Raw genomic sequence first — 24,909 nt, 5'->3', positions numbered from 1 at the left:
AGTCGCAAACCCGTCATTTTTCCAGCATCGGCGGGACGGACGGTTCAGAGGCGGCGGGCGCAGCCCAAAGTCGCCGCGTCGATCGCGGTCGCGGCGCCACGCAACGGATAGCTGTCGGTGAAGCTTCGACCGGTTGCACTGGTGGCGGTAACCCGCATCTCGGTGGCGGTGCGAATCGCCGCGACGATCGCCGCATCCGCCCGGGGGTCGCGCGCCCAGGCATCGGCCCCGCCGCCGCCGAGCGCGAATCTCTGGCTGCCCACCGCCAGGTCGATGGGCCGGCCGGGGGCTGCGGCACGGCTCAGCCGGATGTGAAGCTGGCCGCGGATCCTGCGGTCGGGCCAGGTCGCGATGCTGGCGAACGGTCGCCAGTCGCGCGATCGGCCGCCGCCCTCGGGTTCGGCGATCGCGAAGCAACTCAGCGGCCGGGGCGCGCGGAACGCCCCCCAGCCGCCGAACACCCCCAGCGAATCCCGGCCGGACGCGGGTGCCGAGGCGACCAGCGCTGCCCCCGCCGCGATCAGGCAAAGCGCGGGCAGGGTCATGATGCGGGCGCGGTGCCGTCACCGCGGTGGAGGCAGGTCTCGATGCCATTCTCGATCAACGCGATCGAGCCCTGCGGCAGCGCGTCGAGCACCGGCGCCCGATGCTCGGCACGCGCGGGGGCGCCGGTCAGCAGCCCGCGCAACACACGGCTGGAGGTGCCGTGCATCAGGATCAGCTTGTCGCCGGGCGCGCCGGCATGGTCGCAGATCCAGCCCTGCAGCCGGCGGGCGATATCGTCATACCATTCGCCATCGTCGGCGCGGCGCAGAAACAGCCCGGTGGCCGGATCGAGCAGCGGCCCGCCTTCCTGGTGCAGCTCGTCATAGCCGCGCCCCGTCCAACGCCCCACGTCGATCTCGCGCAGTCGGTCGTCGGTACGCGTGGCATGCCAGTCGAGGTCGAGATGCTCGACGATGATCGCTAGCGTCTGCAGCGCACGGCCGGTAGGGGAAGACCAGAGGGTGAGCGCCGGTTTGAGCCCCAGTCGCGCGCGCAACGCCGCACCCATCGCGTCGGCCTGTGCGAATCCGGCGCGGGTCAACGGCGTATGCGCGATGTTCCCCTGCAGACGACGCGTCGAATTGAATACCGTCTCGCCGTGTCGCGCGATGTACAATCGGCCTGCAGAAACCATTACACGCTCCGTCGAAAAGCTGTTGCTGCTATGCAACAGTTCCAAGCCGTTGTCTGCCGTTCATGCAACGGACAGGTACTCCATGCGCTTAGGCGTCTCCCCCGACTTGTGCGGGGAAGTTGAGTGAATGGAGTATTTTATGCGTAAGTTCCTGACCGCGGCGCTGTTGGCCGCTCCCGCCTTTGTCGGTCTTTCCGCACCTGCGTTTGCGCAGGAATCTGCGCCCTTCACCGGGCCGCGCGTGGAAGGCATCGTCGGCTGGGATCGCGCACAGGCGGAAGGCGATCATGAGGACGGCGTCGTGTACGGCGCGGTGGTCGGCTATGACTGGCAGATGGGTGGTGCCGTGGTCGGCGCGGAACTCGAAGCTACCGACAGTTCGGCCGATGTCTGCGCGCGTGATGTGAGCCGCATCGGCGATCGTCTGTGCGTCGGCGCCAAGCGCGACCTGTATGTCGGTGCCCGCGTCGGCACCGCGGTCACCCCGAGCACGCTGCTCTATGCCAAGGCCGGCTACACCAATGCTCGCTTCGGCTACGACTATGACGATGGCGGCAATGGCGACCTCGATTATGGCAACGGCACCAACCTCGATGGCGTTCGCGTCGGCGCCGGCGTCGAGCAGAAGCTCGGGCCGAACACCTTCGTGAAGGGCGAGTATCGCTATTCGAACTACGAAGCCGGCGTTTCGAAGAATCAGGTGCTCGCCGGTTTCGGCGTCCGCTTCTGATCGGACCGTCCAGGGGGCGCTCGTCGCGTTCGCTGACGAAACAGGGGTCGGAGCGCTTGCTCCGGCCCCTTTTCTTGCTAATGAAGGCGACCGGCAAGAACGCCCACCCGGGCGGCGCCGGTGCGACGAACCGCCCGCATGCGCGGGCTCCGGGGGATTTGGATGAAGGCGACGATCGAACGCGCGACTCTGCTGAAAAGCCTCAGCCATGTGCAGAGCGTGGTCGAGCGGCGCAACACGATCCCGATCCTGTCGAATGTGCTGATCGAGGCGTCCGCCGGCGGCGGCCTGCGCCTGATGGCGACCGACCTGGATCTGCAGATCGTTGAGGAAGTGGCGGCAACCGTCGATGTGGCGGGCGCCACCACGGTTTCCGCGCACACGCTGTTCGACATCGCACGCAAGCTGCCCGAAGGCAGCGAGGTGCTGCTGGAGGCTGCCGAGGGCAAGCTGCACGTGCAGGCCAGCCGCTCGAAATTCAACCTGCCGACCCTGCCGCGGGACGATTTCCCGGTGATCGCCGAAGGCGAGCTGCCGACCAGCTTCGAGCTGCCGGCCGAGACGCTGAAGCAGATCATAGACAAGACCCGCTTCGCAATCTCCACCGAGGAGACGCGCTATTATCTCAACGGCATCTTCATCCACGTCTCCGAAGATGCCGGCCAGCCGGTGCTGAAGGCCGCCGCGACCGATGGCCACCGCCTCGCGCGCGTCACCGTCGCGCGCCCTGACGGCGCAGACGGCATGCCGGATGTAATCGTGCCCCGGAAATGCGTCGCCGAGCTGCGCAAGCTGCTCGACGAGGTTGATGGCGCGGTCGCGATCTCGCTGTCCCCCAGCAAGGTCCGCTTCGGCCTTGGCAACGCGATCCTGACCTCGAAGCTGATCGACGGTACCTTCCCGGATTATTCGCGGGTCATCCCGACCGGCAACGACAAGATGCTGAAGATCGATCCGAAGAGCTTCATGCAGGGCGTCGACCGCGTCGCCACCATTGCCAGTGAGAAGACCCGCGCGGTGAAGATGGCGCTGGACCGCGACAAGATCATCCTTTCGGTTACCAGCCCCGAGAACGGCACCGCGGCCGAGGAAGTGCCGGGCGAATATGTGTCGCCGGGCTTCGAGATCGGCTTCAACGCCCGCTATCTGCTCGACATTCTCGGCCAGATCGACAGCGATCTCGTCGAGGTGCACCTGGCGGATGCGGTGGCGCCGACGCTGATCCGCGAGAACGACAAGTCGTCGGCGCTGTACGTGCTGATGCCGATGCGCGTCTGAGGCGGATGGCGCCCGCTTCGCGCCGCACGCGGCGCGCGGGCGCTTCACGCCTCGGCATCCTTCCTGTATCAGCCCGCCGATGGCAGTGATCGGCCTCAGCCCGCAGCCCTTTTTCGGGGACAAGAACCGCGCGTTCTGGAACCTCCAGACGCTGGGGTGGACCGGCTATCTGGTGCTGCGCCTGATCTCGGGCTTCTCGAACGGCTTCCCCCTTTCCTTTATCGTGCCGTTGGTGATTTCCACCGCCACCGGCTATTCGCTGACCCTGGTGATGGCCGCGGCGTTCCGCGCGCTGCTCAAGCGCAAGCCGGTGATCACCTGGACGGGATCGATCCTGACCGTCCTCGTCGCGACTTTGATCTACACGACGATCGATGCGTGGATGTACAACGCGCTGCAGCGGCCGGGCGAAGCGATCGAGCTGCGGCTGATCTTCGGCTATGTCTTTCTCGACGTGCTGCTGCTGTCGGGCTGGTCGGCGCTCTATTACGGCATCAATTTCTACCTGATTGTCGAGGAACAGGCGGACCAGCTCCTCAAGCTGGAGAACCAGGCGTCGTCGGCACAGCTCGCGATGCTGCGCTACCAGCTCAACCCGCACTTCCTGTTCAACACGCTCAACTCGATCTCGACGTTGGTGCTGCTCAAGCAGACCGAGCGGGCAAACGCGATGCTCAGCCGGCTTTCGTCCTTCCTGCGCTACACGCTGGTCAACGAGCCGACGGCGCAGGTGACGATGGCGCAGGAGATTGAGACGCTGAAGCTGTATCTGGATATCGAGAAGATGCGCTTCGAGGAGCGGCTGCGCACCGATTTCCAGATCGATCCGCGCGTGGCGGCGGCGCGGCTGCCCTCGCTGCTGCTTCAGCCTTTGGTCGAAAACGCCATCAAATATGCGGTGACACCGCTGGAAGATGGCGCTGATATCAACATTACCGCGCGGCTTGCCGGGGATCGGGTGCAGATCACCGTATCCGATACCGGCCCGGGCTTGAACGACGGCACGGTCAGGCCCAGCTATTCGACAGGTGTGGGCTTGGCCAATATTCGGGATCGGCTGGCCCAGGCCTACGGAACGGACCATCGTTTCGAAGCAAGATCGAACCCGGCAGGGGGGTTTGGCGTTGTGATCGAGATACCGTACCAGATCGAACAACAGCCACGTGAGGCCGCATGACAATCCGCACCATCCTGGTCGACGACGAATCGCTCGCGATCAAGGGTATGCAGTTCCGTCTGGAACAACATGACGACGTCGAGATCATCGACACCTGCACCAATGGCCGCGAGGCCATCCGCTCGATCAAGACGAACAAACCCGACCTGGTCTTCCTCGACGTTCAGATGCCCGGCTTCGACGGCTTTTCTGTCGTCCAGGGGCTGCTCGAGGTGGAACCCCCGCTGTTCGTTTTCGTCACCGCCTATCAGGATCACGCCATCCGCGCCTTCGAGGCGCAGGCCATGGATTATCTGATGAAGCCGGTGGAAGAGCAGCGGCTGGCCGACACGCTCGACCGCGTTCGCCAGCGCCTGGCGGAAAAGCGCGGCGTCGAGGAAGTGTCGCGTCTGAAGGAGGTGCTCGCCGAGGTCTCGCCAGAGGCCGCGGAAAGCTTCGAGGATTCGGGGGACGACGCGCCGTCGTCCAACCGATTCGAGAAGCTCATCAACATCAAGGATCGCGGGCAGATCTTCCGCGTCGATGTCGATACGATCGAGCGCATCGACGCCGCCGGCGATTATATGTGCATCTACACCGGCGACAACACGCTGATCCTGCGCGAGACGATGAAGGATCTGGAAAAGCGTCTCGACCCGCGCCGCTTCCAGCGCGTGCACCGCTCGACGATCGTCAATCTCGATCTCGTCAAGCAGGTGAAGCCGCACACCAACGGCGAATGCTTCCTGGTGCTCGATTCGGGTGCGCAGGTGAAGGTGAGCCGCAGCTATCGCGATGTGGTGGCACGCTTCGTCCACTGAGTTCCCGGCGGGCGGCCTTTCGGCCGCCTGCTGACTCTGTTCTCACTTTGTTCTATGATGGGCGACGACTCAACTCGTCGGAAGATCGCCCATGCCCCGTAAATTCCGCTATCGCTACCTGCTGTTCGGACATTTGAGTTCACGCGTCCGCGACGCTTGTGCGTTTGCGCGTGACAACCTCGTGATGCCGGCCAGGCCGGTCGCCGATCCGCGGCTGCATATGACGATCGCACTGCTTGCCGAGCGCGACGATCCCGATCCCACGATCGAATCCCGGGTCGTTGACGCGCTGCACGGTGTGGAGTTGCCGGGCTTCGAGATCGGCCTCGACCGGATCCTGATGAATCCCGACATTGCCCTGCTGCAAGGCGCGGGCAACAAGCCAGCGCTGGCGCCGCTTCGACACCCGGTCCGCGAGCGACTGCCGCGCGCCGGCATCCTGCCGCATATTTCGCGGACCGAGCCACATGTCACGCTGGGCTATGAAATCGGACGCAATGACTGCCAGTCGATCGAGTCGATCCGCTGGGTGGCGGACCGCCTCGATCTGGTGGAAAGCTGGGTCGGCCGTACGGTGCATCGGACGTTGGCAAGCTGGCCGCTGGTAAATCGACAGCTCAGCTTAGCGTTCTGATGTGTCGTCGCTACCCCACCGTTCGTCCCGAGCGCAGTCGAGGGGCGAGTCACGCATGCCGGAGCCGGTGTCTCGACTTCGCTCGACACGAACGGTTTGGAAGGGGGAGCGCGGCCCCCTCCTATCGTCGCACGCCTACGCCTTCGCCGGCCGGAACTGCAGCGCCACGCCGTTCATGCAATAGCGCTTGCCGGTCGGCTTGGGGCCATCGTCGAACACATGGCCGAGATGGCTGCCGCAGCGACGGCAATGAACCTCGGTGCGCGGATATCCGATCTCGAAATCCTTCGACGTGCCGACCGCGTTGGGCAGCGGCTGCCAGAAGCTCGGCCAGCCGGTGCCGCTGTCGAACTTCGTGCGCGACGAGAACAGCGGCAGCGCGCATCCGGCGCAGGTGAACACACCGGCGCGATGCTCCTTGTTGAGCGGGCTGGTGAACGGGCGTTCGGTGGAGGCCTGGCGCAGCACCGCGAACTGCGCGGGGGTGAGCCGCGCCTTCCACTGGGCGTCGCTGAAGGCGACCTCGTAACGCGCCGCGGGCTTGGGCTTGCCCGCCGCCCACAGCGCGGCACCGCCGACGGCGCCAGCCGCAATACCGCCGCCGATCAGCGTGCGACGTGTGATCCGCATGACATCATGTCCTTCCATGCTCCAAGCTACGGCGCGGTTGCGAGCACGGATGCAGCGGTTGCACCGGTCAAGCTTTGGCGAACAGCGCCTTGAACCCGCGCCGTCCGCCCGATTTCAGCACGCCGCGGCGGAACCAGCGCGCGCCGAGCCAGATCACCAGCCCCACCCACAGCCCCTGCCAGGTCAGCGCGAGCAGATGCGGCCAGATTTCGGGCTCGGTGGCCGCGCGGCCGGCCATCGCAAACGGGCTGCTGAAAGGAAACAGCGCGGCAAAGATCGCGAGCGGCGAATTGGGCGGGCTGCCGGCGGCGGCGGCGGAAAGGCCGAACATCGCGACCTGCAGGACCGAGATCGGCAGCGACAGCATCTGGATCTCGCGCATCGTCGCCGCCTGCGCGCCGATGCCGAGGAAGACGGCGCCGAGCAGCAGATAGGCCATCGCGAAATAGAGGCCGAACAGCAGCGCGAAGGTCAGCGATCCGATCGCCGGCTGAAGCTCGCTCAACGAGACCAGTTCGGGCGGGATGAACGCCGCGACCTGCGCCAGCAAGGTTGCCCAGAAGCCGATGAACAGCAGGGCGACGCCGAACAGGCCGATCAGCTTGCCGAGGAACACCGCCTCCAGCGGCACCGCCGCCGCGAGGATCTCGATCACCTTGTTGCTCTTTTCCTCGGCGAGCATGCCGACCGACTGGCCGACGAGCAGCAATGTCAGCAGGAACATCGCCATCACCGCGCCGAACCCCGCCGCCTGCCGCCCCGAATCGGTCGATCCGGTGCGCTGGACGGGTTCGATCGTCGCGGTGGAAAGCGCGCCCGGCATGCCGGCGCGCCGATCCCGCAGCGCCTGTTCGGCGAGCGTCGCGAGATAGGCGGCGGTGCGGCCGCCCTTGCGGCCATGCAGGATGGTGGGCCGGTCGAGCGGCCCGAAGAGCACCGCCGAGGCTTCGATCCTGTCATCGGAGAACAGCGCCCGTGCGGTGCGCCGCGGATCGGCGCCCGGCGGCCGGATCGCCAGCGGTGGCGGGGCTTCGGTAAAGCGGAACATCGTGCGCAGCCGGGTGTCGGCGGCGGTCAGCGCCTTGCCGTCGCTGGCGTCGGCAAGCGCCACGATCCGCACGCGATCGTCGCTGCCCTGCGCAAGCTTTGCAGTGCCGAGCCAGCCGATGAGGCTGAACCCCATCATCAGCAGCGGCGCGAGCAGGAAGATGAGGAAGGTCGGCGTGAACACGGTCGCGACGAAATCCCGCCGCGCGATCACCAGCGTCTGCCGCGTGAGCCGGCTCATGCCGCGGCTTCCTCTTCGGCGGCCGGCGCCTCGTCCTGCACGACATCGCCGGTGTCGCCGCCGCCGGTGCGACGCACGATCGCGACGAAGGCGTCGTGGAGCCGGGGACGATCGAGTAGCAGCCCCGATATGCCATGGCCCTCGGCGATCAGCCGCGCGAGCAGCGTCTCGATGCCGCCTTCGGGCACGATGAAGCGATAGCCGGCGCCGTGCGGCACAGCGTCCGGGGGCAGCAGCGCCGCGACCGTGGCGTCGCCCGCGCGCGGCTCGTAATAGGCCTGCATCGGCAGCACCGCGCGCGCCTGGTCCACCGTGCCCTCGAAGCGGCGGCGCCCGCCGGCGATCACCGCCACGCGGTCGCACAGCCGCTCGGCATGCGCCATCACATGGGTGGAGAACAGAATGGTGGCACCGCGTTCCCGTTCGGCGCTCACCAGCCCCTCAAGCCGTTCCTGATTGACCGGATCGAGCCCCGAGAAAGGCTCGTCGAGCACGATCAGTTCGGGGCTGTGGACGATCGATCCGAGCAATTGGACAAGTTGCGCCATGCCCTTGGACAACTGGCGGATCTTGCGGTCGACCGCGTGGCCGAGGCCTGCCGCCTCCAGCATCTCCACCGCGCGATCGCGGGCAAGGCGCAGCTTCATCCCGCGCAACGCGCCCATGAAGGCGATCGCCTCGCGTGCCTTCATCGCTGGATAGAGGCCGCGTTCCTCGGGCAGATAGCCGACACGGTGGCTCTGCGCGCGCGGATCGGTGCTGCCCAGCAGGCGGCGCTCGCCGGCGTCGGGATCGATGATCCCCAGCAGCATCCTGAGCGTCGTCGTCTTGCCCGCGCCATTGGGGCCGAGCACGCCATAGATGCTGCCGGCCGGCACCGCCATGTCGATGCCGTCCACGGCGCGCGCGCCGCCGAAATCCTTGATCAGCCCCCTGGCTTCGATGACGAACGTCATTTTGTACGCGCCCGGCTTCCTGTACTGGGCGGCCGTGGTAGCGCGTTCGGACACCGGAGCAAACAGCGGCCTCGTCGCCCGCCTGAAAGCCGAAGCGGAAACGCTTGGTTTCGTCGCGTGCGGCATCGCCGCGGCCGACGCGATTCCCGACGCCGCCCCGCGGCTGCGCCAATGGCTCGCCGAGGGCGCGCACGGATCGATGGGGTGGATGGAAGAACGCAGCCACCAGCGCGGTGCGGCGCCCGCGCTCTGGCCCGAGGTCCGCTCGGTGGTGATGCTGGGGATGAGCTATGCGCCGGCAGAGGACCCGCTACGGCTGGCGGCAGAGCGCGATGTCGGCCGCATCTCGGTCTATGCGCAGGGCGCCGACTATCATGACGTCGTGAAGCGCGCGCTCAAGCATCTCGCGCGCTGGCTGGTGGCGGAGGCGGGCGGCGACGTGAAGGTGTTCGTCGACACCGCCCCGGTGATGGAAAAGCCCTATGCCGCCGCCGCCGGGCTCGGCTGGCAGGGCAAGCACACCAATCTCGTCAGTCGCGATGAGGGAAGCTGGCTGCTGCTCGGCGCGATCATGACGACGCTGGATCTGGAGCCGGACGCGCCATCGAATGATCGTTGCGGGTCGTGCGATGCCTGCCAGCGCGCCTGCCCTACCGAAGCCTTCCCATCACCCTACCGGCTCGATGCGCGGCGCTGTATTTCCTATCTCACGATCGAGAACAAAGGGCCGATCCCGCACGAGTTCCGCGCTGCAATCGGTAACCGCATTTACGGCTGCGACGATTGCCTGGCGGTGTGCCCGTGGAACAAGTTCGCCGCCTCTGCCGCAGCCAACATGGCGTTCGCGCCGCGCGCCGAACTGGCGGTGCCGCAGATCGCCGACCTGCTGGCGCTGGACGATGCCGGGTTTCGGCAGGTGTTCGCCGGATCGCCGATCAAGCGCATCGGCCGCGACCGAATGGTGCGCAACTGCCTGATCGCAGCGGGAAACAGCGGCGATCCCGGTTTCGTCGCGCAGGTGGCGGGGCTGCTCGACGATCCCGCCCCGATCGTGCGTGGCGCCGCGGTCTGGGCGCTGGGTCGGCTCGAAGGGGCCCGCTGGATGGAGGAGCGCATGGCGCGGGCGCTGGCCGAGCCCGACGAAATGGTTCAGGCAGAGTGGAGCCGTCCTTTCCAGTCCGGATGATCGCGGACGACGGCGGAGAGGGGGAGGCGTGCAACAAAAGCGTCACGAAAGCCTCATCGACCTGACACGGCCCGCCCCTAGCGCCGCGATCAAAGACCAAAAGGGGTTCTCCATGCGATATTTGTGGACGCTCGGCGCAAGCGCCGTTGCGATTGCCGCCACCTCGACCGCCGCCTATGCCGAAGAAGCGAACGACAGCGACGTCATCGTCGTGACGGCGCAGCTGCGCGAACAGGATCCGATCGAGGTACCGATCACGCTGACCGCAGTGACCGGCGAGGAACTCGACCGCTTCGGCATCGTCGATTTCGAGGAACTGTCGCGCTTCACGCCCGGCTTCGAGGTGCAGAACCAGTCGCCCAACAATCCCGGCTTCGTGATGCGCGGCATCACGTCCGACAGCGGCTCGGCGTTCAACGAACCGCGCGTCTCGGTTTTCCAGGATGGCGTGTCGATCTCCAAGTCGCGCGGCTCGTTCGTCGAGCTGTTCGACGTCGAGCGGGTCGAGGTGGCGAAGGGGCCGCAATCGACGCTCTATGGTCGCGGCGCGTTGATCGGCGCGGTCAACATCGTCCAGAACAAGGCGAAGCTCGGCGCGTTCGCCGTCGCCGGCCAGGCCTCCTACGGCAACTACAATGCCTGGCAGGCCGAGGGCATGGTCAACGCGCCGATCGCCGACGAGATGGCGATCCGCCTGTCCGGCCGCATCCGCAAGCGTGACGGCTATACCGAAAACCTGCTGGGCGGCGCCGACTTCAACTCGGTCGACACCTATGCGCTGCGCGGCGCGTTCCATGGCGAGAATGGCGCGCTGTCGTTCGACCTGATCGGCAACTACCAGAAGGACACGCCGAACGGCACCGCCTTCAAGTCGATCGCCTACAACCCGACCGACCCGACGACAGGCGCCGTCATCGGCGATCGCGGCCGCAACAGCGGCGCCGCGCTGGCACCGGCGGCGGGCTTCGAGGGCGGCAAGCCGCTCGGCCTCGACCGGCAGGTCTGGGGCGTCACCGGCATCGCCAATCTCGATCTGGGGGAGAGCCTGAAACTCACCTCGATCAGCGCGTTCCGCAAATTCGACTCGCTCGAAATCTTCGATGCGGACGGCATCTCGCTGCCGATCCTGACCGCCGCTGAGGAAGCGCATGGCGAGCAGACCAGCCAGGAACTGCGCCTGACCTATGATCAGGGGCCGATCACGGCCTTCTTCGGCGCAAGCTATTTCCACGAGAAGGGCTATCAGCGCGCCCCGGCGACGTTCAACGAGCGCGCGTTGCTCGCGCGCTTCGCCAATGCGCTCAACGGCGGCGGCGCGATCCCGGGTCGTCCGGCGACCGATCCGGCGCCGCTTTCGGTGCTCCAGAACCCGGCATTGGGCAGCCTGATCCTGCAGCGGGGCTTCGGCCTGCCGGCGCCGCTCGCCAACGGCATCGCCGCCAACCTCAAGACCAACCATTCCGAAACGAGCACCAACTTCTCGCGCACCGAGGCGATCGACGTGTTCGGCGACGTGACGGTGAAGCTTTCCGATCAGTTCGAGCTGGGCGCCGGCCTGCGCTACACGCATGACGACAAGCGCAGCGCCTATACGGCGTCGGTGCTCAACGGCCGCTCGATTGCGGCGGGCGTGATCGCGGCGCAGTCGATCGCGGCACAGGGCGGCAATCCGCTGCCGCTACTCACCGCGCTCGCCACCCCAGGCGCGGTCAACTTCCCGGCGACCGTGCTGCCGCTGTTCGGTCTTGGTTCGCAGCCGACCTCCGGCAATGGCGACGTCGACAGCGCCGAGCACAAGAATGGCGGCTTCTCGTGGCGCCTCACCGCGCGTTACAGCCCATCGGACGCCGCCAGCATCTACGCGACCTATGCGCGCGGCCGCCGTCCCGAAGTGCTTGCGCCCTCCGGCCCGTCGACGCCGTTCGGCGAAACGAGCTTCGACGTGCTCGACAGCGAAACGGTCGACAGCTTCGAGGTCGGTGCCAAGACGGTGCTGGCGAACCGCACGCTGTTCCTCGACGGTGCGGTGTTCTTCTACCAGTACGACAATTTCCAGACCACGGTGCAGCAGGGCACCCAGTTCATCACCACCAACGCCGGCAAGGCCGAAAGCTATGGTTTCGAAGGCCAGGCGCGCTGGGTACCGAACGACACCATCAGCCTGTTTGCGACCTATGCCTACAACCATAGCCGCTTCAAGACGGGCGTGCGTGACGGCAATCGCTTCCGCCTCTCGCCCGATCATTCGGCCTCGCTTGGCGCGATCCTGAGCGCGCCGGTCGGCCCCGGTCGGGTTTCCTTCGTGCCCAGCGTGACCTGGCAGTCGCGCGTCTTCTTCGACGACGACAATGATCGGGCCGACCTGCAGCTGCCGCCGGCGGCGCTGGTTGCCGACCTGATCCAGGACGAGTTGCAGAACAGCTATGCGCTGGTCAATGCGCGCCTTGGCTACGAAGCGCCGGACGGTGCGTGGCGGATCGAAGGCTTCATCGAGAACGCGTTTGACGAGAAGTTCATCAAGGATGCCGGCAACACCGGTGACGGGCTCGGCATGCCGACCTTCATCGCCGGTGAGCCGCGCTTCTACGGCATCTCCGCCTCGTTCAAGTTCGGTGGCAAATGATCAAGGTCGATCGTCGTTCTGCGCTCGGCCTCGTCGGTGCCGGCCTCGCCCTTCCGGGCGCGGCCGCGCGCGGCGCGCCATCGACGGCTGCCAGCTTCGCGCATGGTGTGGCCAGCGGTGATCCGACCGCGCGCGGTGCGATTCTCTGGACGCGGGTGACGCCGGCGGATGCCGGCCACAGCGCAGCCATCGCGGTTGAGTGGCACGTCGCCGAGACCGAGGGCGGGAAGGTGCTGGAAAGCGGCCGGGCCGAGGCGCGGCCGGCGCGCGACTTCACGGTCAAGGTCGAGGCGGTGAAGCTCAAGCCGGGCCGGGACTATGTCTACTGGTTCACGCTGGCGGGCGGCACGCGCTCGCCGATCGGCCGCTTCCGCACCTTGCCGGAAGGCAGCATCGCCGACGCGGTGTTCGCGGTGGTTTCTTGCCAGCTTTATCCGGGCGGCTTCTTCAACGCCTATCGCGCGATTGCCGGGCGCGAGCGGCTCGACGCGGTGATCCACCTCGGCGACTATATCTATGAATATGGCGCCGAGGGTTATGGCGGGGAGATCGGCGCGAAGCTTGGCCGCCTGCCGCAGCCCGCGCACGAGATCGTCTCGCTCGCCGACTATCGGATGCGCCACGCGCAGTACAAGACCGATGCCGACCTGCAGGCGGCGCACGCACGCGCGCCGTTTATCTGCGTGTGGGACGATCACGAGACCGCCAACGACAGCTGGGTCGGCGGCGCCGAGAACCATCAGCCCGAAACCGAGGGCGAGTGGAAGGCACGCAAGGCCGTGGCGATGCAGGCCTATTTCGAATGGATGCCGATCCGCGACCCGAAGCCGGGCGCGCCGTGGGAGGCGATCAACCGCAGCTTCGAGTTCGGCGACCTCGCGACCTTGATGATGGTCGAGACGCGTCTGCTGGCGCGCAGCGAGCAGGCCGAGCCCAAGGGCCATTCGCCCGATGCGGCAGGCATCGCCGCGGTGATCGCCGAGCGCAACCGCGAGGATCGCGAACTGCTGGGCGCGCCGCAGCGCGAATGGCTGGAAAAGGGTCTGAAGGCGTCGGTCGATGCGGGCAAGCCGTGGCAGGTGCTCGGCAACCAGGTGGTGATGGCGCGCGTCGAAGGGCCGGAGCTGACCAAATTGTTCGGCGCCGAGGCCGCTCAGGCGATGGTCGGCAGCCTCGCCCCCGCGATTCGCACGCAGGTGGAGGCGGCACAGGCCGGCTACCGCGCCGGGCTGCCCTTCAACCTCGATAGCTGGGATGGCTATCCGGCGGCGCGCGAGCGCCTTTACGCTGGCTTACGCCGCGCGGGCTCGCACCCGCTGGTGCTCTCGGGCGACAGCCATGCCTTCTGGGCGAACAGCCTCGCCGACGCCTCGGGCACCGTGGTGGCCAGCGAGTTCGGAACCAGCGCGATCAGCAGCCCCTCGGTCGGTGACATGTTGCCGAGCGTGCCGCTGGGCGACCTGCTGGACAAGGCGAACCCAGAGGTCGTCTTCTGCGACCAGAACGCGAAGGGCTACATCCTGCTCACGTTGACGCCCCAGGTCGCGAAGGCGGATTACATGGCCGTCTCGACCATCCTTGACCGCAAATTCAAGGAGCGTGTGCTGGCGCGCTTCGAGGTGCTCGCGGGCAAGGAGCGCGCGCTGAAGCGGATCTGATGTTCTCCCTCTCCCCTCGGGGTTGAGGGAGAAAAGCGCGCGATCATCTCGGCCGAATTCGATATACCGCGCCGCTCGATAGTGAGGGGCCACCATGCAACGCATCGAAATCGAGGTCAGCGGCGGCTGTCAGTGCGGCGCGGTGCGGTATCGCGCCGGCGCGATGCTCGACAACGCGCATATCTGCCATTGCCGGATGTGCCAGAAGGCGGTCGGCGGGCTGTTTGCAGCGCTCGTCGCGGCGCCGCGCGATGCGCTCGTCTGGACGCGAGGTGCGCCCGCCGAGTTCATGAGTTCCGAACATGTCGCTCGGGGCTTTTGTGCAGCGTGTGGCACGCCCCTGTTCTACGATTATCGGCCGGGCAAGCGGATCAACCTGACGATCGGGTCGCTCGATACGCCGCAGCTTTTCCCGCCGAAGCAGCAGATGGGGCTGGAGGCGCGGATGCCGTGGTACGAGGGGCTATGCGGCCTCGAAGAGGTCGGCACGACGGAGGACAATATGGCAGAGGCTGCAGCGGGGATCCGCGCGAGCAATCATCAGCATCCCGATCATGACACGCCGAATGACTGACGCTTCAGAACCTCAGCCGCTTTCGATCGATGCCTGCGACGAACTTGCCGAATTGTGGACGGCATGCGGGCTCACTCGCCCTTGGAACGACCCGGTCAGCGATGCACGCTCGGCGATCGAGGGGGCAACCTCGGTCGTGCTCGGGCTGCGTGACGGCGGAGACGGGCGGTTGATCGCCTCGGCGATGGTGGGCTTCGACGGCCATCGCGGCTGGGTCTATTATCTGGCGGTCGCGCCCGACCAGCAGCGCGCCGGCCTCGGCCGCCGGATGATGGCGGCGGCCGAGCGATGGCTGCGCACACAGGGCGCTCCCAAGATCCAGCTCATGGTTCGCGAAGACAATGAAGCCGCGATCGGCTTTTACGAGGCGCTGGGCCTTGCCCGCCAGCCGGTCGTGACGCTTGGGCGTTTCCTCCATGAGGAAACGCCCTGATCCCTCAGCCGACGAAGGCGCGCTCGATCACATAGTCACCGGGCGCCGCGTTCGAACCCTCGGTGAAGCCGAGCGCGTCGAAGCGGGCGGCGAGGTCCTTGCACATCGCCATGCTACCGCACATCATCACCCGGTCGGTCTCGGGATCGAAGCGCGCGGCGCCACCGATCTTCTCAAGGAACAGCCGGCCATCGTCGATCAGTGCATCGATGCGTCCGGTGGTATGGAAATCCTCGCGCGTCACGGTCGGCAGATAGGCGAACTGCTGCAGCGCCTGTTCCTCGACCAGCGGATCGCCTGCAAGCTGGGTTTCCAGCGTGGTGCGGAAGGCCAGATCGGACACGCGGCGCACCGAATGCACCAGCACGATCGCACTGAACCGCTCATAGATATCCGGATCGCGGATGATGCTGAGGAAGGGCGCAAGGCCGGTGCCGGTGGAAAGCAGGAACAGCCGCGCGCCAGGCTTCAGCGCGTCCGCCACCAGCGTGCCGGTGGGCTTACGGCCGAGGAACAGCTGGTCGCCGGGCACGATCTTCTGGAGGCGCGAGGTCAGCGGACCATCCTGCACCTTGATCGAGAGGAATTCGAGTTCCTCGGCGTAGGAGGGGCTGGCGATCGAATAGGCGCGCAACAGCGGGCGGCCCTCACCCGGCAGGCCCAGCATCACGAACTCGCCCGAGCGGAAGCGGAAGCTCGGCGGGCGCGTGATGGTGAAGCTGAACAGATGCTCGTTCCAATGGCGTACCGAACGAACGTGCTCGACGGTAAGCGCTGCGGAAGGCTCGAGCGGCGCGGTGGCTGCCAGGCGATCGCTCATCGGCCGGCCTCCGTACGCGACGCGAACAGGGCGATATCATTACGGCCGCGATCGGCACAGGCAGACATTAATCACTCACTCCGCTATTGCGAATTATTCTCATCGGCTCTAGTCAGCGCGTCTTATGCTGTCAACGCGCCGAAGCCGGTTCCCAGACCGTGACCGGTCGCGCTAAAGCGCGGCCATGACGACGATCTATGGCATCCCGAACTGCGACACGATCAAGAAAGCGCGCGCTTGGCTGGCCGAGCACCAAGTGGCGTATCACTTCCACGATTACAAGAAAGCAAGCCTTGAGGCCACCCGGCTGCGCGCTTGGGTCGACCGGCTCGGCTGGGAAGTGTTGCTCAACCGCGCCGGAACGACCTTCCGCGCGCTGCCCGATGCCGAAAAGCAGGGGCTGGACGCCGAAAAGGCGATGGCGCTGATGCTGGCGCAGCCCTCGATGATCAAGCGCCCGGTGCTCGAGACCGATGATGGCAAGCTGATCGTGGCCTTCAAGCCGGCAGAATATGAGGCGGCGTTCGGCTGACGGCCAGGAGTCTGGCTCCCGGCAGCGACAGGCGCTAGAGGGCGAAGATGTCCACGACCTTCACGATCGACACCGCGACGAGCCGCGCCAACCCCACCCCGGCGCCGATGAAGCGTCTGACGGTGCCTGCGGTCCGCGCGCGCAAGCAGGGCGGCACCACCGCCGAGCCGCTGGTGATGCTGACGGCTTATTCGGTGCGCATGGCGCAGATTCTCGATCCGCATTGCGACATGCTGCTGGTGGGGGACAGTCTGGGGCAGGTGATCTACGGCCTGCCTTCGACGGTGCCGGTCAGCCTCGACATGATGTGTGCGCATGGCGCCGCGGTCGTGCGCGGCAGCTATCACAGCCTCGTCGTCGTCGACATGCCGTTCGGCAGCTATGAGGGGTCGCCCGAACAGGCCTTCGGCAGCGCCGCGCGCATCCTGAAGGAAACCGGCGCCGCCGCGGTGAAGCTGGAAGGCGGCGAGGCGATGGCGCCGACGATCCGCTTCCTCGTCGAACGCGGCATCCCGGTGATGGGCCATATCGGCCTCACGCCGCAGGCGGTGAACGCGCTGGGCGGCTATGGCGCGCGCGGGCGCAGCGAGGCCGAGCGCGCCAAGATCGTCGCCGATTCGCTGGCGATCGCTGAGGCCGGCTGTTTTTCGATCGTGGTCGAAGGCGTGATCGAACCGATCGCGATCGAGATCACCGAAAAGGTCGCCTGCCCGATCATCGGCATCGGCGCTTCGGCGGAGTGCGATGGCCAGGTGCTGGTGGTGGACGACATGCTGGGCATGTTCGATCGCGTGCCGCGCTTCGTGAAGCGATACGACGATCTGGCAACGCGCATTGGCGAGACCGTGGCGACCTATGCCGCCGAGGTTCGCGACCGCAGCTTTCCCACCGCCGATCAGGTCTATCGCCCCAAGAATTGATCCGGCGGCAGCCGCTTTCCCTTTTTCGGCTTCGCGGCTAGGGTCCGCGCCGATTTGCGTGCTTTGGAGATGAATTTTGGCAATCGCGCCGCAGAATAACCAGGCCTTCCTCCGCGAGGTGGACGATGAACTGCGTCGCGAGCAGCTCGCCGGCTTCTGGACGCGCTATGGCCGCTGGCTGCTCGTCGCCGTCGTGGCGGGGCTCCTCGCGTTCGCCGGCTATCTATATTGGCAGCACCGCCAGAACGGGCAGGCGGATACCGCGGCCGAGGAACTGACGGGTGCGTTGCGCACGCTGGGCGAGGGCAAGGCGGTCGAGGCCAAGCCCAAGCTCGCCGCGCTGGCAGCCTCGCCGATCGAGGGCGTGCGCGCCGCGGCCGTGCTCGCGCAGGCGGGTACGCTGGCCGACGCCAACGACCTGAAGGGCGCCGCCGCGCTCTACAAGAAGGTTGCCGACGACAGCTCGCTGGCGCAGCCCTATCGCGATCTGGCGCTGCTGCGGCAGACGACGCTGGAATTCGACCAGCTCAAGCCCGAGGTGGTGGTGCAGCGGCTGAAGCCGCTCGCGGTGGCCGGCAATCCCTGGTTCGGCAGCGCGGGCGAACTCGTCGCCATTTCCTACATGCGGATGAAGAAACCCGAACTCGCGGCGCCGATCTATGGCAAGATCGCCGAAACCGAGGAATTGCCGCGCACCGTCCGTTCACGCGCAAGACAGATGGCCGGGGTATTGGGCGTGGACGCCGTCGACCAGAAGGAAAGCGCAGCTCAATGAAGATCGACCTGAGGATTCCGGCGGCAGCGATGGCGTTGCTGGCGCTGGGCGGTTGCGGCGTGTTCGGCATCGGCGGCAAGGGGAACAAGCCGAAGACGCCGGTACTGGGCGATCGTGTACCAGTGCTGACATCCGAATCGAGCGTAGAGCTCGATCCGGGCCTGTCCGACGTTGCAATCCTGCTGCCGCCGCCCGAGTCGAACAGTGGCTGGACGCAGCCGGGCGGCAACGCCGCCAAGGCGCCCGGCCATCTGGCGCTGGGCAACGGCACCAGCCGCGTATGGAGTGCAAGCGTCGCCGGCGGCGGCAATCGTGCCCGGCTCGCCGCCGCGCCCGTCGTCGCCAATGGCAAGCTCTACGTCGTTGACATCGATGCGAAGCTGACCGCGTTCAACGCGGAAAGCGGCGCGCGGCTGTGGTCGGTGCCGATCGGTGACACCAAGAAGAATGCGCCGTCGCGCTTCGGCGGTGGCGTCAGCGTCGAGGGCGAGCGTGTCTATGCGACGAACGGTGTCGGCGACGTCGGCGCCTACAACGCCGCCGACGGCACCCAGATCTGGGTGAAGCGCCCCGCCGGCCCGCTGCGTGGCGCCCCGACCGTGGCGAATGGCAGCATCTATGTGATGTCGCAGGACAGCCAGCTTTTCGCGATGGCGGAGGCGGACGGCACGGTGCAGTGGCAGGAAGCCGGTGCGCTCGAGGTTGCCGGCGTGTTCGGCGTCGCCGCGCCTGCGGTGGCGCAGGGCACGGTGGTCTCGGGCTACAGTTCGGGCGAACTGCGCGCCTATCGCTATGAGAATGGCCGCCCGCTGTGGGATGACGCGCTGTCGCGTACCAGCATCTCCACCTCGGTGTCGTCGCTGTCGGATATCGACGCCGATCCGGTGATCGATCAGGGCCGCGTCTACGCCGTCGGCCAGGGTGGCCGCATGGTGTCGATGGATCTGGTGACCGGCCAACGCATCTGGGAAATCAACATCGCCGGCATTTCCACGCCGTGGGTCGCCGGTGAGTGGGTCTATGTCGTGACCGACGACGCCAAGCTGCTCTGCCTGGCGCGGGCCAATGGCAAGGTGCGCTGGATGGCGCAGCTTCGCCGCTGGCGCGACGAGAAGGATCGCAAGGGCCCGATCAGCTGGACCGGGCCGGTGCTCGCCGGCGGCAAGCTGATCGTCGTCAACACGCGCGGCGAGATGATCCAGGTCTCCCCGGCGGACGGCACCGTCCAGCAGACGATCGACGTCGGCAAGCCGCTGCACCTGTCGCCGGTCGTTGCGAACAACATGCTCTATCTGCTCGACGACGAGGGCCGGATCACCGCCTGGCGTTGATCCGGTACCCGCCGATCGGGCGGGCTCCATCCGGTTCTGCGATAACGCCTCCCCGCGCCATAAGCGCGGGGAGGATTTTTCATTTCAACTCGTTTACAGGCAGGTCATGCCGAAGCTCCCCACCGTTGCGATCATCGGCCGACCCAATGTCGGCAAATCGACGCTGTTCAACCGCCTCGTCGGCAAGCGTCTGGCGCTGGTCGACGATATGCCGGGCGTGACCCGGGATCGTCGCGAGGGCGACGCCTCCCTGCTCGGGCTCGATTTCCGCATCGTCGATACCGCCGGGTTCGAGGATGAGGATCCCGATACGCTGCCGGGGCGCATGCGTGCGCAGACCGAGGCGGCGGTTGCGGGTGCCGATGTCGCCCTGTTCATGATCGACGCGCGTGCCGGTGTGGTGCCGCTGGATGCCGAGATCGCGCGCTGGCTGCGCTCGGGTGCGACGCCGGTGGTGCTCGTCGCCAACAAGGCGGAAGGGCGGGCAGCCGAGGCCGGGCTTATCGAAGCCTATGAGCTCGGTTTCGGCGAACCGGTGCAGATGAGCGCGGAGCATGGCGAAGGCGTCGCCGATCTGTTCCAGGCGCTGCTGCCGCATCTCGAAGGCGACGAGGATGAGTTCGCGCTCGACGAGGAGGAAGACGAGGAGTCGCCGGATGCGCCGCTGAAGCTCGCGATCGTCGGTCGCCCCAATGCCGGCAAGTCGACGCTGATCAACCGCATGCTCGGCGAAGACCGGCTTATTACCGGGCCGGAGGCGGGGATTACCCGCGATTCGATCGCGATCGACTGGCAATGGCATGCGCCCGACGGCACCGAGCGGGCGGTGCGGCTGATCGACACCGCCGGCATGCGCAAGAAGGCGTTGGTGAAGGACAAGCTGGAAAAGCTCTCCGTCGCCGATGCTCGCCACGCGATCGACTTCGCCGAGGTCGTCGTGTTGCTGCTCGATGCGACGCGCGGGCTGGAGGCGCAGGATCTGCGCATCGCCGATGCGGTGCTGCAGGAGGGCCGGGCGTTGATCATCGCGCTCAACAAATGGGATGTCGCCGAAGATCCCAGCAGCCTGTTCAACGGCGTGCGCAACGCACTGGACGAGGGGCTGGCGCAGGTGAAGGGCCTGCCGGTGCTCACTGTCTCAGCGGTCACTGGGCGTGGGCTCGACCAGATGCTGAAGGCTGCGTTCGAAACGCGCGAGGCATGGTCGCGCCGCGTCTCGACCGGTCAGCTCAACCGCTGGTTCGAGCGGGCACTGGAAGCCAATCCGCCGCCGGCGCCGGGCGGCAAGCGCATCAAGCTGCGCTATCTGACGCAGGCCAAGACGCGCCCGCCCGGCTTCGTGCTGTTCGGCACCCGCGTCGACGAACTGCCCGAAAGCTATCGCCGCTACCTCGTCAACGGCATCCGCCGCGATCTGGGTTTCGGCGCGGTGCCGGTGCGGCTGACGATGCGCGCGCCGAAGAACCCGTTCACGAAGTGATCCCGGCCGTGAGCGGTTCGCCGCTGCTGGTCGATGCGCGGGGTATGCGCTGCCCTTGGCCGGTGCTGCGCGTTGCCCGCGCGGCACGGCAGGCGGGGGTGGGGGCGCTGATCCACGTCGTTGCGGACGATCCGGCCGCGGCCGGTGAATTGGCGCGGCTGGTTGAGGCCAATGGCTGGAGCATCGCGCCGGCTGTCACCGCGATCGGGCCGGGAAGCGCGATCACGGTGACGTAGAGCGCTTTTATCTACCGCAGCCGCTCGATCGCCTGCGCGAGCGCGACGTAGAGCTTGCCATTGTCGGATGAGAGCAAGGTCACGCCCAGCACCGATCCGTCGCGCGTTGCCAGAACCATGCGCAGCATCGCCTCGAAATCGTGGATGTAGCGGTTAACTTGGGTGCGGAAGTCCGGATCGCCATCATAATGGCGGCTGATCTCGCGCACTTCGCCGCCATCGAGCAGCCGCACCGCACGGCGCGCGAAGATGCCGCGTTCGCCCTTCAGATAGGCTGACCAGGCGCTGTCGGTGACCTCGGTAGAAAGCACCTTGCCAATGTCGATCGCGGTCGAGTTCAGTGCCTCGATCAGCAGCGCGACGCGGCGCGCGAAACTGTCCTGATTCGCGGCTTCGGCCTCTTCCTGCGCACGCGCGATCCGGGCTTCCATCGCGGCGCTGGTTTCGCGGATCGTCTCCAGCTTCTGGTCGAGCCGGGTGGACGCAGACTGTGCGGCATTGACCGCGCGTTCGGCGGTCGCGGCGATCTCGTCGAGCTGACCCTGGACCTTGTCCATCAGCGCGCGCTGCATCGCGTCGGCGGCATGGTCCCCCATGCGCTGGCTGACCTCGGGGATGACCGCGCCCAGCGCGGCGCGGGCCTTGTCCGCCGCCTGCGTCGCGGTTTCGCGTACGCGCAGTAGCGCCTCGATCAGCAGCGGTGCGGCACGTTCGGTCAGCGCGCGCGCCTCGCCATCGGCGGTGGTGATCGCGGCGCTCAGCGCAGTGACCTGCTGGCGGCCATCGTCCAGGCTGCGTTCGGCAGCCGCGATCAGTCCAGCAACGCCGTCATGCTGGCGTGCCAGCAGCGTCTCGGCCTCGCCCAGCCGCGCCAGCGCGGTGCTGGTGGCGTTGTCGAGCCGGTCGATCTCGGGTGAGAGCGACCCCATCGTCGCCTTGGCCTGGCGGCTGTGATCGTTGAGGCGGTTGAACGCCGCAGGCAGGGTCTCGTCGATCTCGCGCGCGCTCGCGTTGAGCGCCATCAGCAATTGCTCGACGCGTGCGGTGAAGCCGTCCGCCGCTTCGCTGCCGGCATCAAGGGCGGCCCGCGCGCGCTCGCTGTCGGCGGTCAGGCCGGTGATCGCGCCCGAAAGCCGTCCGGTCCGTTCGGTACCGTCCTGGTCGAGTTGCGCCAGCCGCGCATCGAGACCGGCGAGTTCGCCGCCCAGCCGCTGCAGCATCGCACTGGTGCGCGCATCCTGCTCGCCGATGAGGTTGCCCAGCCGGTCCAGCCGCGCCCCGATCTCCGCCAGTCGCAACGCCATCGCGTCGGCCGATTCGGCACCGGCGCGCTCCATCGCCGCGCGGCCCTGATCAAGCATCGACTGAAGCGATTCGGCCTGCGCATCGAGCCCCTGCCGGGCGCCATCAATGCCCTCCGCCGCACGGGCGAGCGCGGTGTCAGCAGCGTTGGTGAGCTGCTGCGCCACTGCGTCGAGACGGTCGCTGGCGGCCTCGCTGGTGGTTTCGATGCGAGCGATATGGGCGCCCAGCCGCTGGGCGGCTCCGCCGGCCACCTCGTCAGCCTCGCGGCTGCGCGCGGCGAGGGCGGCAAGCTGCGCCTCGAGCGCACCGGCGCGCTCATGCGCGACCAGACCGGTCTCGCGCAGCGAATCGGCAAGGCCACGGGTCTCTTCATGCGCCTTGGGTAGCCCGGTCAGCAGTGCGCCGAGATCGTTGCGTGCGCCGGCGGCCGAGGCGCGCAGCGTTTCGGCGTGGCGCGCGATCGATGCACCTTCCGATTCGATCGCACCATTGATGTTGACGAGGCTGCGCGTCGCATCCTCGCCGCGTGCGACCAGCTCAGCGATATGCGCGGCAAGGCTGGCGCGGGTTTCGTCCAGCCGGGTCGATGCCGCCGAGAGCGAGGCTTCCAGCGCCGAGGCTTCCGCCCGCAGCGCGGCCGCGGTGCGACCGAAACGGCGCGCCTCGGCGCGGCTGTGGCGCTGGAGCAGCAGATAGAGGATGCCGATCAGCGCCAGCGGTGCGCTGGCAATCGCGATCCATTGCGCGACTAGGGGTGCCGTAGGCGCTTGCCCGGCCGTGGCCGTGCTGATCGCAATCCCCGCCAGCGTGAGCCAGCCGATAGCAAGAAGCCCCGCCGCGGCGATGGCGCCCCATGGGCGGCCGCCGTTCAGCGCCGGCGTATCCTGGCTATAATCATGATCCCCGAACATCGACACTTCGCCCGTTGCCGGCGCGGCCGGCGCGGCCTCCGCGCTTTCGTCCTGCCCCATGCTCCGGTCATGCCAGAGCTCGATCTTTCGCGGTCCCCCGTTCATCCGAATATGCCTAACATGAAATTATGGTCTGCGGGAACCGGAGAGGAGGCGCCTTAAGCCGGCTTTTGCAACCTGCGCGATAAACGCCTAACTGTCGCGCCCCGGCGCGGCCGGGTTGCTCTTGGGGGGTGGTGTTGGCGCTTGCGTGCTTGATCGTCGGTTGTGAGGAAGCGCGTGGCGGTGGGCGGCTGCGCAGCGAACTGCCCTTCGCGGGCGCGACGGTGATCGACTATCAGGCGCGCCAGGCTGCAGCGGCCGGTGCCAAATATATCGTCATCCTCGTCGAGCGGCTGCCGGCGGCACTGGTCGCGGCGATCGACCGGCTGAAGCGAGACGGATTGCGCGTGGAAGTGGCGCGCAGCGTGACCGACGCGGCGGACCATATCCACCCGGACGAACGGCTGCTGCTGATGGCCGATGGCGTGATCGTCGATCATGATACGCTCGACCGGATGGTTCTCGAACCCTCTCCCACGGTGCTGACGATCGCCGACCGCGCCGACACCCAGCATTGGGAACGGATCGACGCCACGCATCGCTGGGCGGGGCTGGCGATGCTCGATGGCGCGCTGCTGCGCCGCACGGTCGAGATGCTGGGCGAATGGGACCTGCAGTCGACCTTGCTGCGCCGCGCGGTGCAGGCGGGGGCGGTGGCACTCGATGCGGAGGCCGAAGACGCCGATCCGCTGCTCTATATCATCGATGAGGATCGCACTGCGCAGGCGATCGAGCGCGCGCATGCCGAGCGGGTCGTGCTCGACGCGACGGGCTGGCCGGAGGCGCGTCTGTTTGCGCCGGTCGCGCGGCTGCTCGCGCCCGAGGCGCTGATGCGCGGCTTTCACGGCACCGTGCTGCGCGGCGTCGGGCTGGGGCTGACCGTGATCGGGCTGCCGCTGGCGGTGTTCGGCTGGTTCTTCCTCGCGGCGCTGCTCGCGGTCTTGGGTGGGCTGGTCGATTCGGTCGGCCGCCATGCCGACGGGCTCAGCCTCGGCACGCGGCGACACTGGCCACTGTGGCAGCGCGCACGCCTGTCGCTGCTGGCGGCGTTGCTGGCGATCGTACCGGCGCGCCTTGTCGAACAGGGCGGGGGTTGGGGCCATGGTGTCGTCGCCGCCGCCACGCTCGGCGCTATGCTATCGCTCGCGCTGCAGCGTTGGATGGGGCCGCGTCCGCCGGCCTGGACCGCGGATGCCGAGGCGCTCGTCCTGCTGTTCGCGCCGTGCGCATTGATCGGGCAGCCGGGGGCGGGGCTGGCGCTGGCCGCGCTCTACGCCTTCGCCTCGCTGATCGTCGCGCAATGGGGCGCGGTGCGCGCGGCGGCTGCGCAACCGCGCGACTAACCGGACC

Annotated in this window: 24 protein-coding genes; 17 read left to right on the top strand and 7 right to left on the bottom strand. The window is 67.2% G+C overall.

Annotated features, from left to right (window positions below; all coding sequences use genetic code 11):
- Positions 1-44 precede the first annotated feature (44 nt).
- Both FHS96_RS21285 and FHS96_RS21280 read right to left on the bottom strand, forming a co-directional pair.
- Entirely contained in the window at positions 45-545 is a 501-nt protein-coding gene (locus tag FHS96_RS21285; RefSeq protein WP_429596500.1) for a hypothetical protein, read from the bottom strand.
- A complete protein-coding gene (locus FHS96_RS21280; RefSeq protein ID WP_429596497.1) occupies positions 542-1,180 on the bottom strand; it encodes a histidine phosphatase family protein in 639 nt (212 codons plus the stop codon). The genes FHS96_RS21285 and FHS96_RS21280 overlap by 4 nt, the downstream gene beginning before the upstream one ends.
- Before the next feature lie 139 nt (positions 1,181-1,319).
- On the opposite strand from FHS96_RS21280, the gene FHS96_RS21275 reads away from it, so the two are divergent.
- From FHS96_RS21275 to FHS96_RS21255, 5 genes are all read left to right on the top strand, one after another.
- A complete protein-coding gene (locus tag FHS96_RS21275) occupies positions 1,320-1,910 on the top strand; it encodes an outer membrane protein (RefSeq protein WP_429596494.1) in 591 nt (196 codons plus the stop codon).
- 162 nt (positions 1,911-2,072) lie between these two features.
- Positions 2,073-3,188, top strand: coding sequence for a DNA polymerase III subunit beta (gene dnaN, locus FHS96_RS21270; protein WP_429596491.1), 1,116 nt, complete (start codon positions 2,073-2,075; stop codon positions 3,186-3,188).
- 79 nt (positions 3,189-3,267) lie between these two features.
- A complete protein-coding gene (locus tag FHS96_RS21265) occupies positions 3,268-4,365 on the top strand; it encodes a sensor histidine kinase (protein WP_429596488.1) in 1,098 nt (365 codons plus the stop codon).
- Positions 4,362-5,165, top strand: coding sequence for a LytR/AlgR family response regulator transcription factor (locus FHS96_RS21260; protein WP_429596485.1), 804 nt, complete (start codon positions 4,362-4,364; stop codon positions 5,163-5,165). The genes FHS96_RS21265 and FHS96_RS21260 overlap by 4 nt, the downstream gene beginning before the upstream one ends.
- A gap of 220 nt (positions 5,166-5,385) precedes the next feature.
- Complete coding sequence (locus tag FHS96_RS21255) at positions 5,386-5,799, top strand: 2'-5' RNA ligase family protein (protein ID WP_429596482.1); 414 nt, start codon at positions 5,386-5,388, stop codon at positions 5,797-5,799.
- A gap of 135 nt (positions 5,800-5,934) precedes the next feature.
- Here the strand turns inward: FHS96_RS21255 and msrB are convergent, their stop codons facing one another.
- The 3 genes from msrB to FHS96_RS21240 form a co-directional block, all read right to left on the bottom strand.
- Positions 5,935-6,429, bottom strand: coding sequence for a peptide-methionine (R)-S-oxide reductase MsrB (gene msrB, locus FHS96_RS21250; RefSeq protein WP_429596479.1), 495 nt, complete (start codon positions 6,427-6,429; stop codon positions 5,935-5,937).
- A gap of 67 nt (positions 6,430-6,496) precedes the next feature.
- Positions 6,497-7,717 carry an ABC transporter permease gene (locus FHS96_RS21245; protein ID WP_429596476.1) on the bottom strand — a complete coding sequence of 407 codons (1,221 nt, stop codon included), beginning with the start codon at positions 7,715-7,717 and terminating at the stop codon, positions 6,497-6,499.
- Positions 7,714-8,673 (bottom strand): ABC transporter ATP-binding protein, encoded by a 960-nt coding sequence (locus FHS96_RS21240; RefSeq protein WP_429596473.1) that lies wholly within the window; start codon positions 8,671-8,673, stop codon positions 7,714-7,716. Before FHS96_RS21240 ends, FHS96_RS21245 begins: the two co-directional genes overlap by 4 nt.
- On the opposite strand from FHS96_RS21240, the gene queG reads away from it, so the two are divergent.
- From queG to FHS96_RS21215, 5 genes are all read left to right on the top strand, one after another.
- Positions 8,660-9,859 (top strand): tRNA epoxyqueuosine(34) reductase QueG, encoded by a 1,200-nt coding sequence (gene queG, locus FHS96_RS21235; RefSeq protein ID WP_429596470.1) that lies wholly within the window; start codon positions 8,660-8,662, stop codon positions 9,857-9,859. The genes FHS96_RS21240 and queG overlap by 14 nt on opposite strands.
- A gap of 112 nt (positions 9,860-9,971) precedes the next feature.
- Entirely contained in the window at positions 9,972-12,482 is a 2,511-nt protein-coding gene (locus FHS96_RS21230; protein ID WP_429596467.1) for a TonB-dependent receptor, read from the top strand.
- Positions 12,479-14,140, top strand: a complete 1,662-nt coding sequence (locus FHS96_RS21225) for an alkaline phosphatase D family protein (RefSeq protein ID WP_429596464.1) — start codon at positions 12,479-12,481, stop codon at positions 14,138-14,140. Before FHS96_RS21230 ends, FHS96_RS21225 begins: the two co-directional genes overlap by 4 nt.
- Positions 14,141-14,234: 94 nt before the next feature.
- A complete protein-coding gene (locus FHS96_RS21220) occupies positions 14,235-14,714 on the top strand; it encodes a GFA family protein (protein WP_429596461.1) in 480 nt (159 codons plus the stop codon).
- Positions 14,707-15,147 carry a GNAT family acetyltransferase gene (locus FHS96_RS21215; protein WP_429596459.1) on the top strand — a complete coding sequence of 147 codons (441 nt, stop codon included), beginning with the start codon at positions 14,707-14,709 and terminating at the stop codon, positions 15,145-15,147. Before FHS96_RS21220 ends, FHS96_RS21215 begins: the two co-directional genes overlap by 8 nt.
- A gap of 4 nt (positions 15,148-15,151) precedes the next feature.
- Here the strand turns inward: FHS96_RS21215 and FHS96_RS21210 are convergent, their stop codons facing one another.
- Positions 15,152-15,967 carry a ferredoxin--NADP reductase gene (locus FHS96_RS21210; RefSeq protein ID WP_429596456.1) on the bottom strand — a complete coding sequence of 272 codons (816 nt, stop codon included), beginning with the start codon at positions 15,965-15,967 and terminating at the stop codon, positions 15,152-15,154.
- A gap of 184 nt (positions 15,968-16,151) precedes the next feature.
- On the opposite strand from FHS96_RS21210, the gene FHS96_RS21205 reads away from it, so the two are divergent.
- The 6 genes from FHS96_RS21205 to FHS96_RS21180 all read left to right on the top strand — a co-directional run bounded on the left by FHS96_RS21205 (position 16,152) and on the right by FHS96_RS21180 (position 21,241).
- Positions 16,152-16,499, top strand: a complete 348-nt coding sequence (locus FHS96_RS21205) for an ArsC family reductase (protein ID WP_429596454.1) — start codon at positions 16,152-16,154, stop codon at positions 16,497-16,499.
- Between the two features lie 47 nt (positions 16,500-16,546).
- On the top strand, positions 16,547-17,419 hold the full coding sequence (panB, locus tag FHS96_RS21200) for a 3-methyl-2-oxobutanoate hydroxymethyltransferase (RefSeq protein ID WP_429596451.1): 873 nt from the start codon (positions 16,547-16,549) through the stop codon (positions 17,417-17,419).
- 76 nt (positions 17,420-17,495) lie between these two features.
- Entirely contained in the window at positions 17,496-18,194 is a 699-nt protein-coding gene (locus FHS96_RS21195; RefSeq protein ID WP_429596448.1) for a tetratricopeptide repeat protein, read from the top strand.
- The gene (locus FHS96_RS21190) at positions 18,191-19,525 is read left to right on the top strand and encodes an outer membrane protein assembly factor BamB family protein (RefSeq protein WP_429596445.1); all 1,335 of its coding nucleotides are present in this window, start codon (positions 18,191-18,193) and stop codon (positions 19,523-19,525) included. Before FHS96_RS21195 ends, FHS96_RS21190 begins: the two co-directional genes overlap by 4 nt.
- A gap of 106 nt (positions 19,526-19,631) precedes the next feature.
- The gene (der, locus tag FHS96_RS21185) at positions 19,632-21,005 is read left to right on the top strand and encodes a ribosome biogenesis GTPase Der (RefSeq protein WP_429596442.1); all 1,374 of its coding nucleotides are present in this window, start codon (positions 19,632-19,634) and stop codon (positions 21,003-21,005) included.
- A gap of 8 nt (positions 21,006-21,013) precedes the next feature.
- Positions 21,014-21,241: a sulfurtransferase TusA family protein gene (locus FHS96_RS21180; RefSeq protein ID WP_429596439.1), complete on the top strand. Its 228-nt coding sequence runs from the start codon at positions 21,014-21,016 to the stop codon at positions 21,239-21,241.
- Between the two features lie 11 nt (positions 21,242-21,252).
- Here the strand turns inward: FHS96_RS21180 and FHS96_RS21175 are convergent, their stop codons facing one another.
- A complete protein-coding gene (locus tag FHS96_RS21175; protein WP_429596436.1) occupies positions 21,253-23,562 on the bottom strand; it encodes a coiled-coil domain-containing protein in 2,310 nt (769 codons plus the stop codon).
- A 149-nt stretch (positions 23,563-23,711) separates the two neighbouring features.
- Between FHS96_RS21175 and FHS96_RS21170 the strand changes: the two genes are divergently transcribed.
- Positions 23,712-24,902 (top strand): hypothetical protein, encoded by a 1,191-nt coding sequence (locus FHS96_RS21170; RefSeq protein WP_429596433.1) that lies wholly within the window; start codon positions 23,712-23,714, stop codon positions 24,900-24,902.
- Positions 24,903-24,909: the final 7 nt, after the last annotated feature.

The sequence above is a fragment of the Sphingomonas zeicaulis genome (assembly GCF_050433225.1).
In the GTDB taxonomy this organism is placed as follows: Bacteria; Pseudomonadota; Alphaproteobacteria; order Sphingomonadales; family Sphingomonadaceae; genus Sphingomonas_D; species Sphingomonas_D zeicaulis.
The sequence above is the reverse complement of the archived record's forward strand: the minus strand, read 5'-3'. Positions and strand labels throughout refer to the sequence as shown.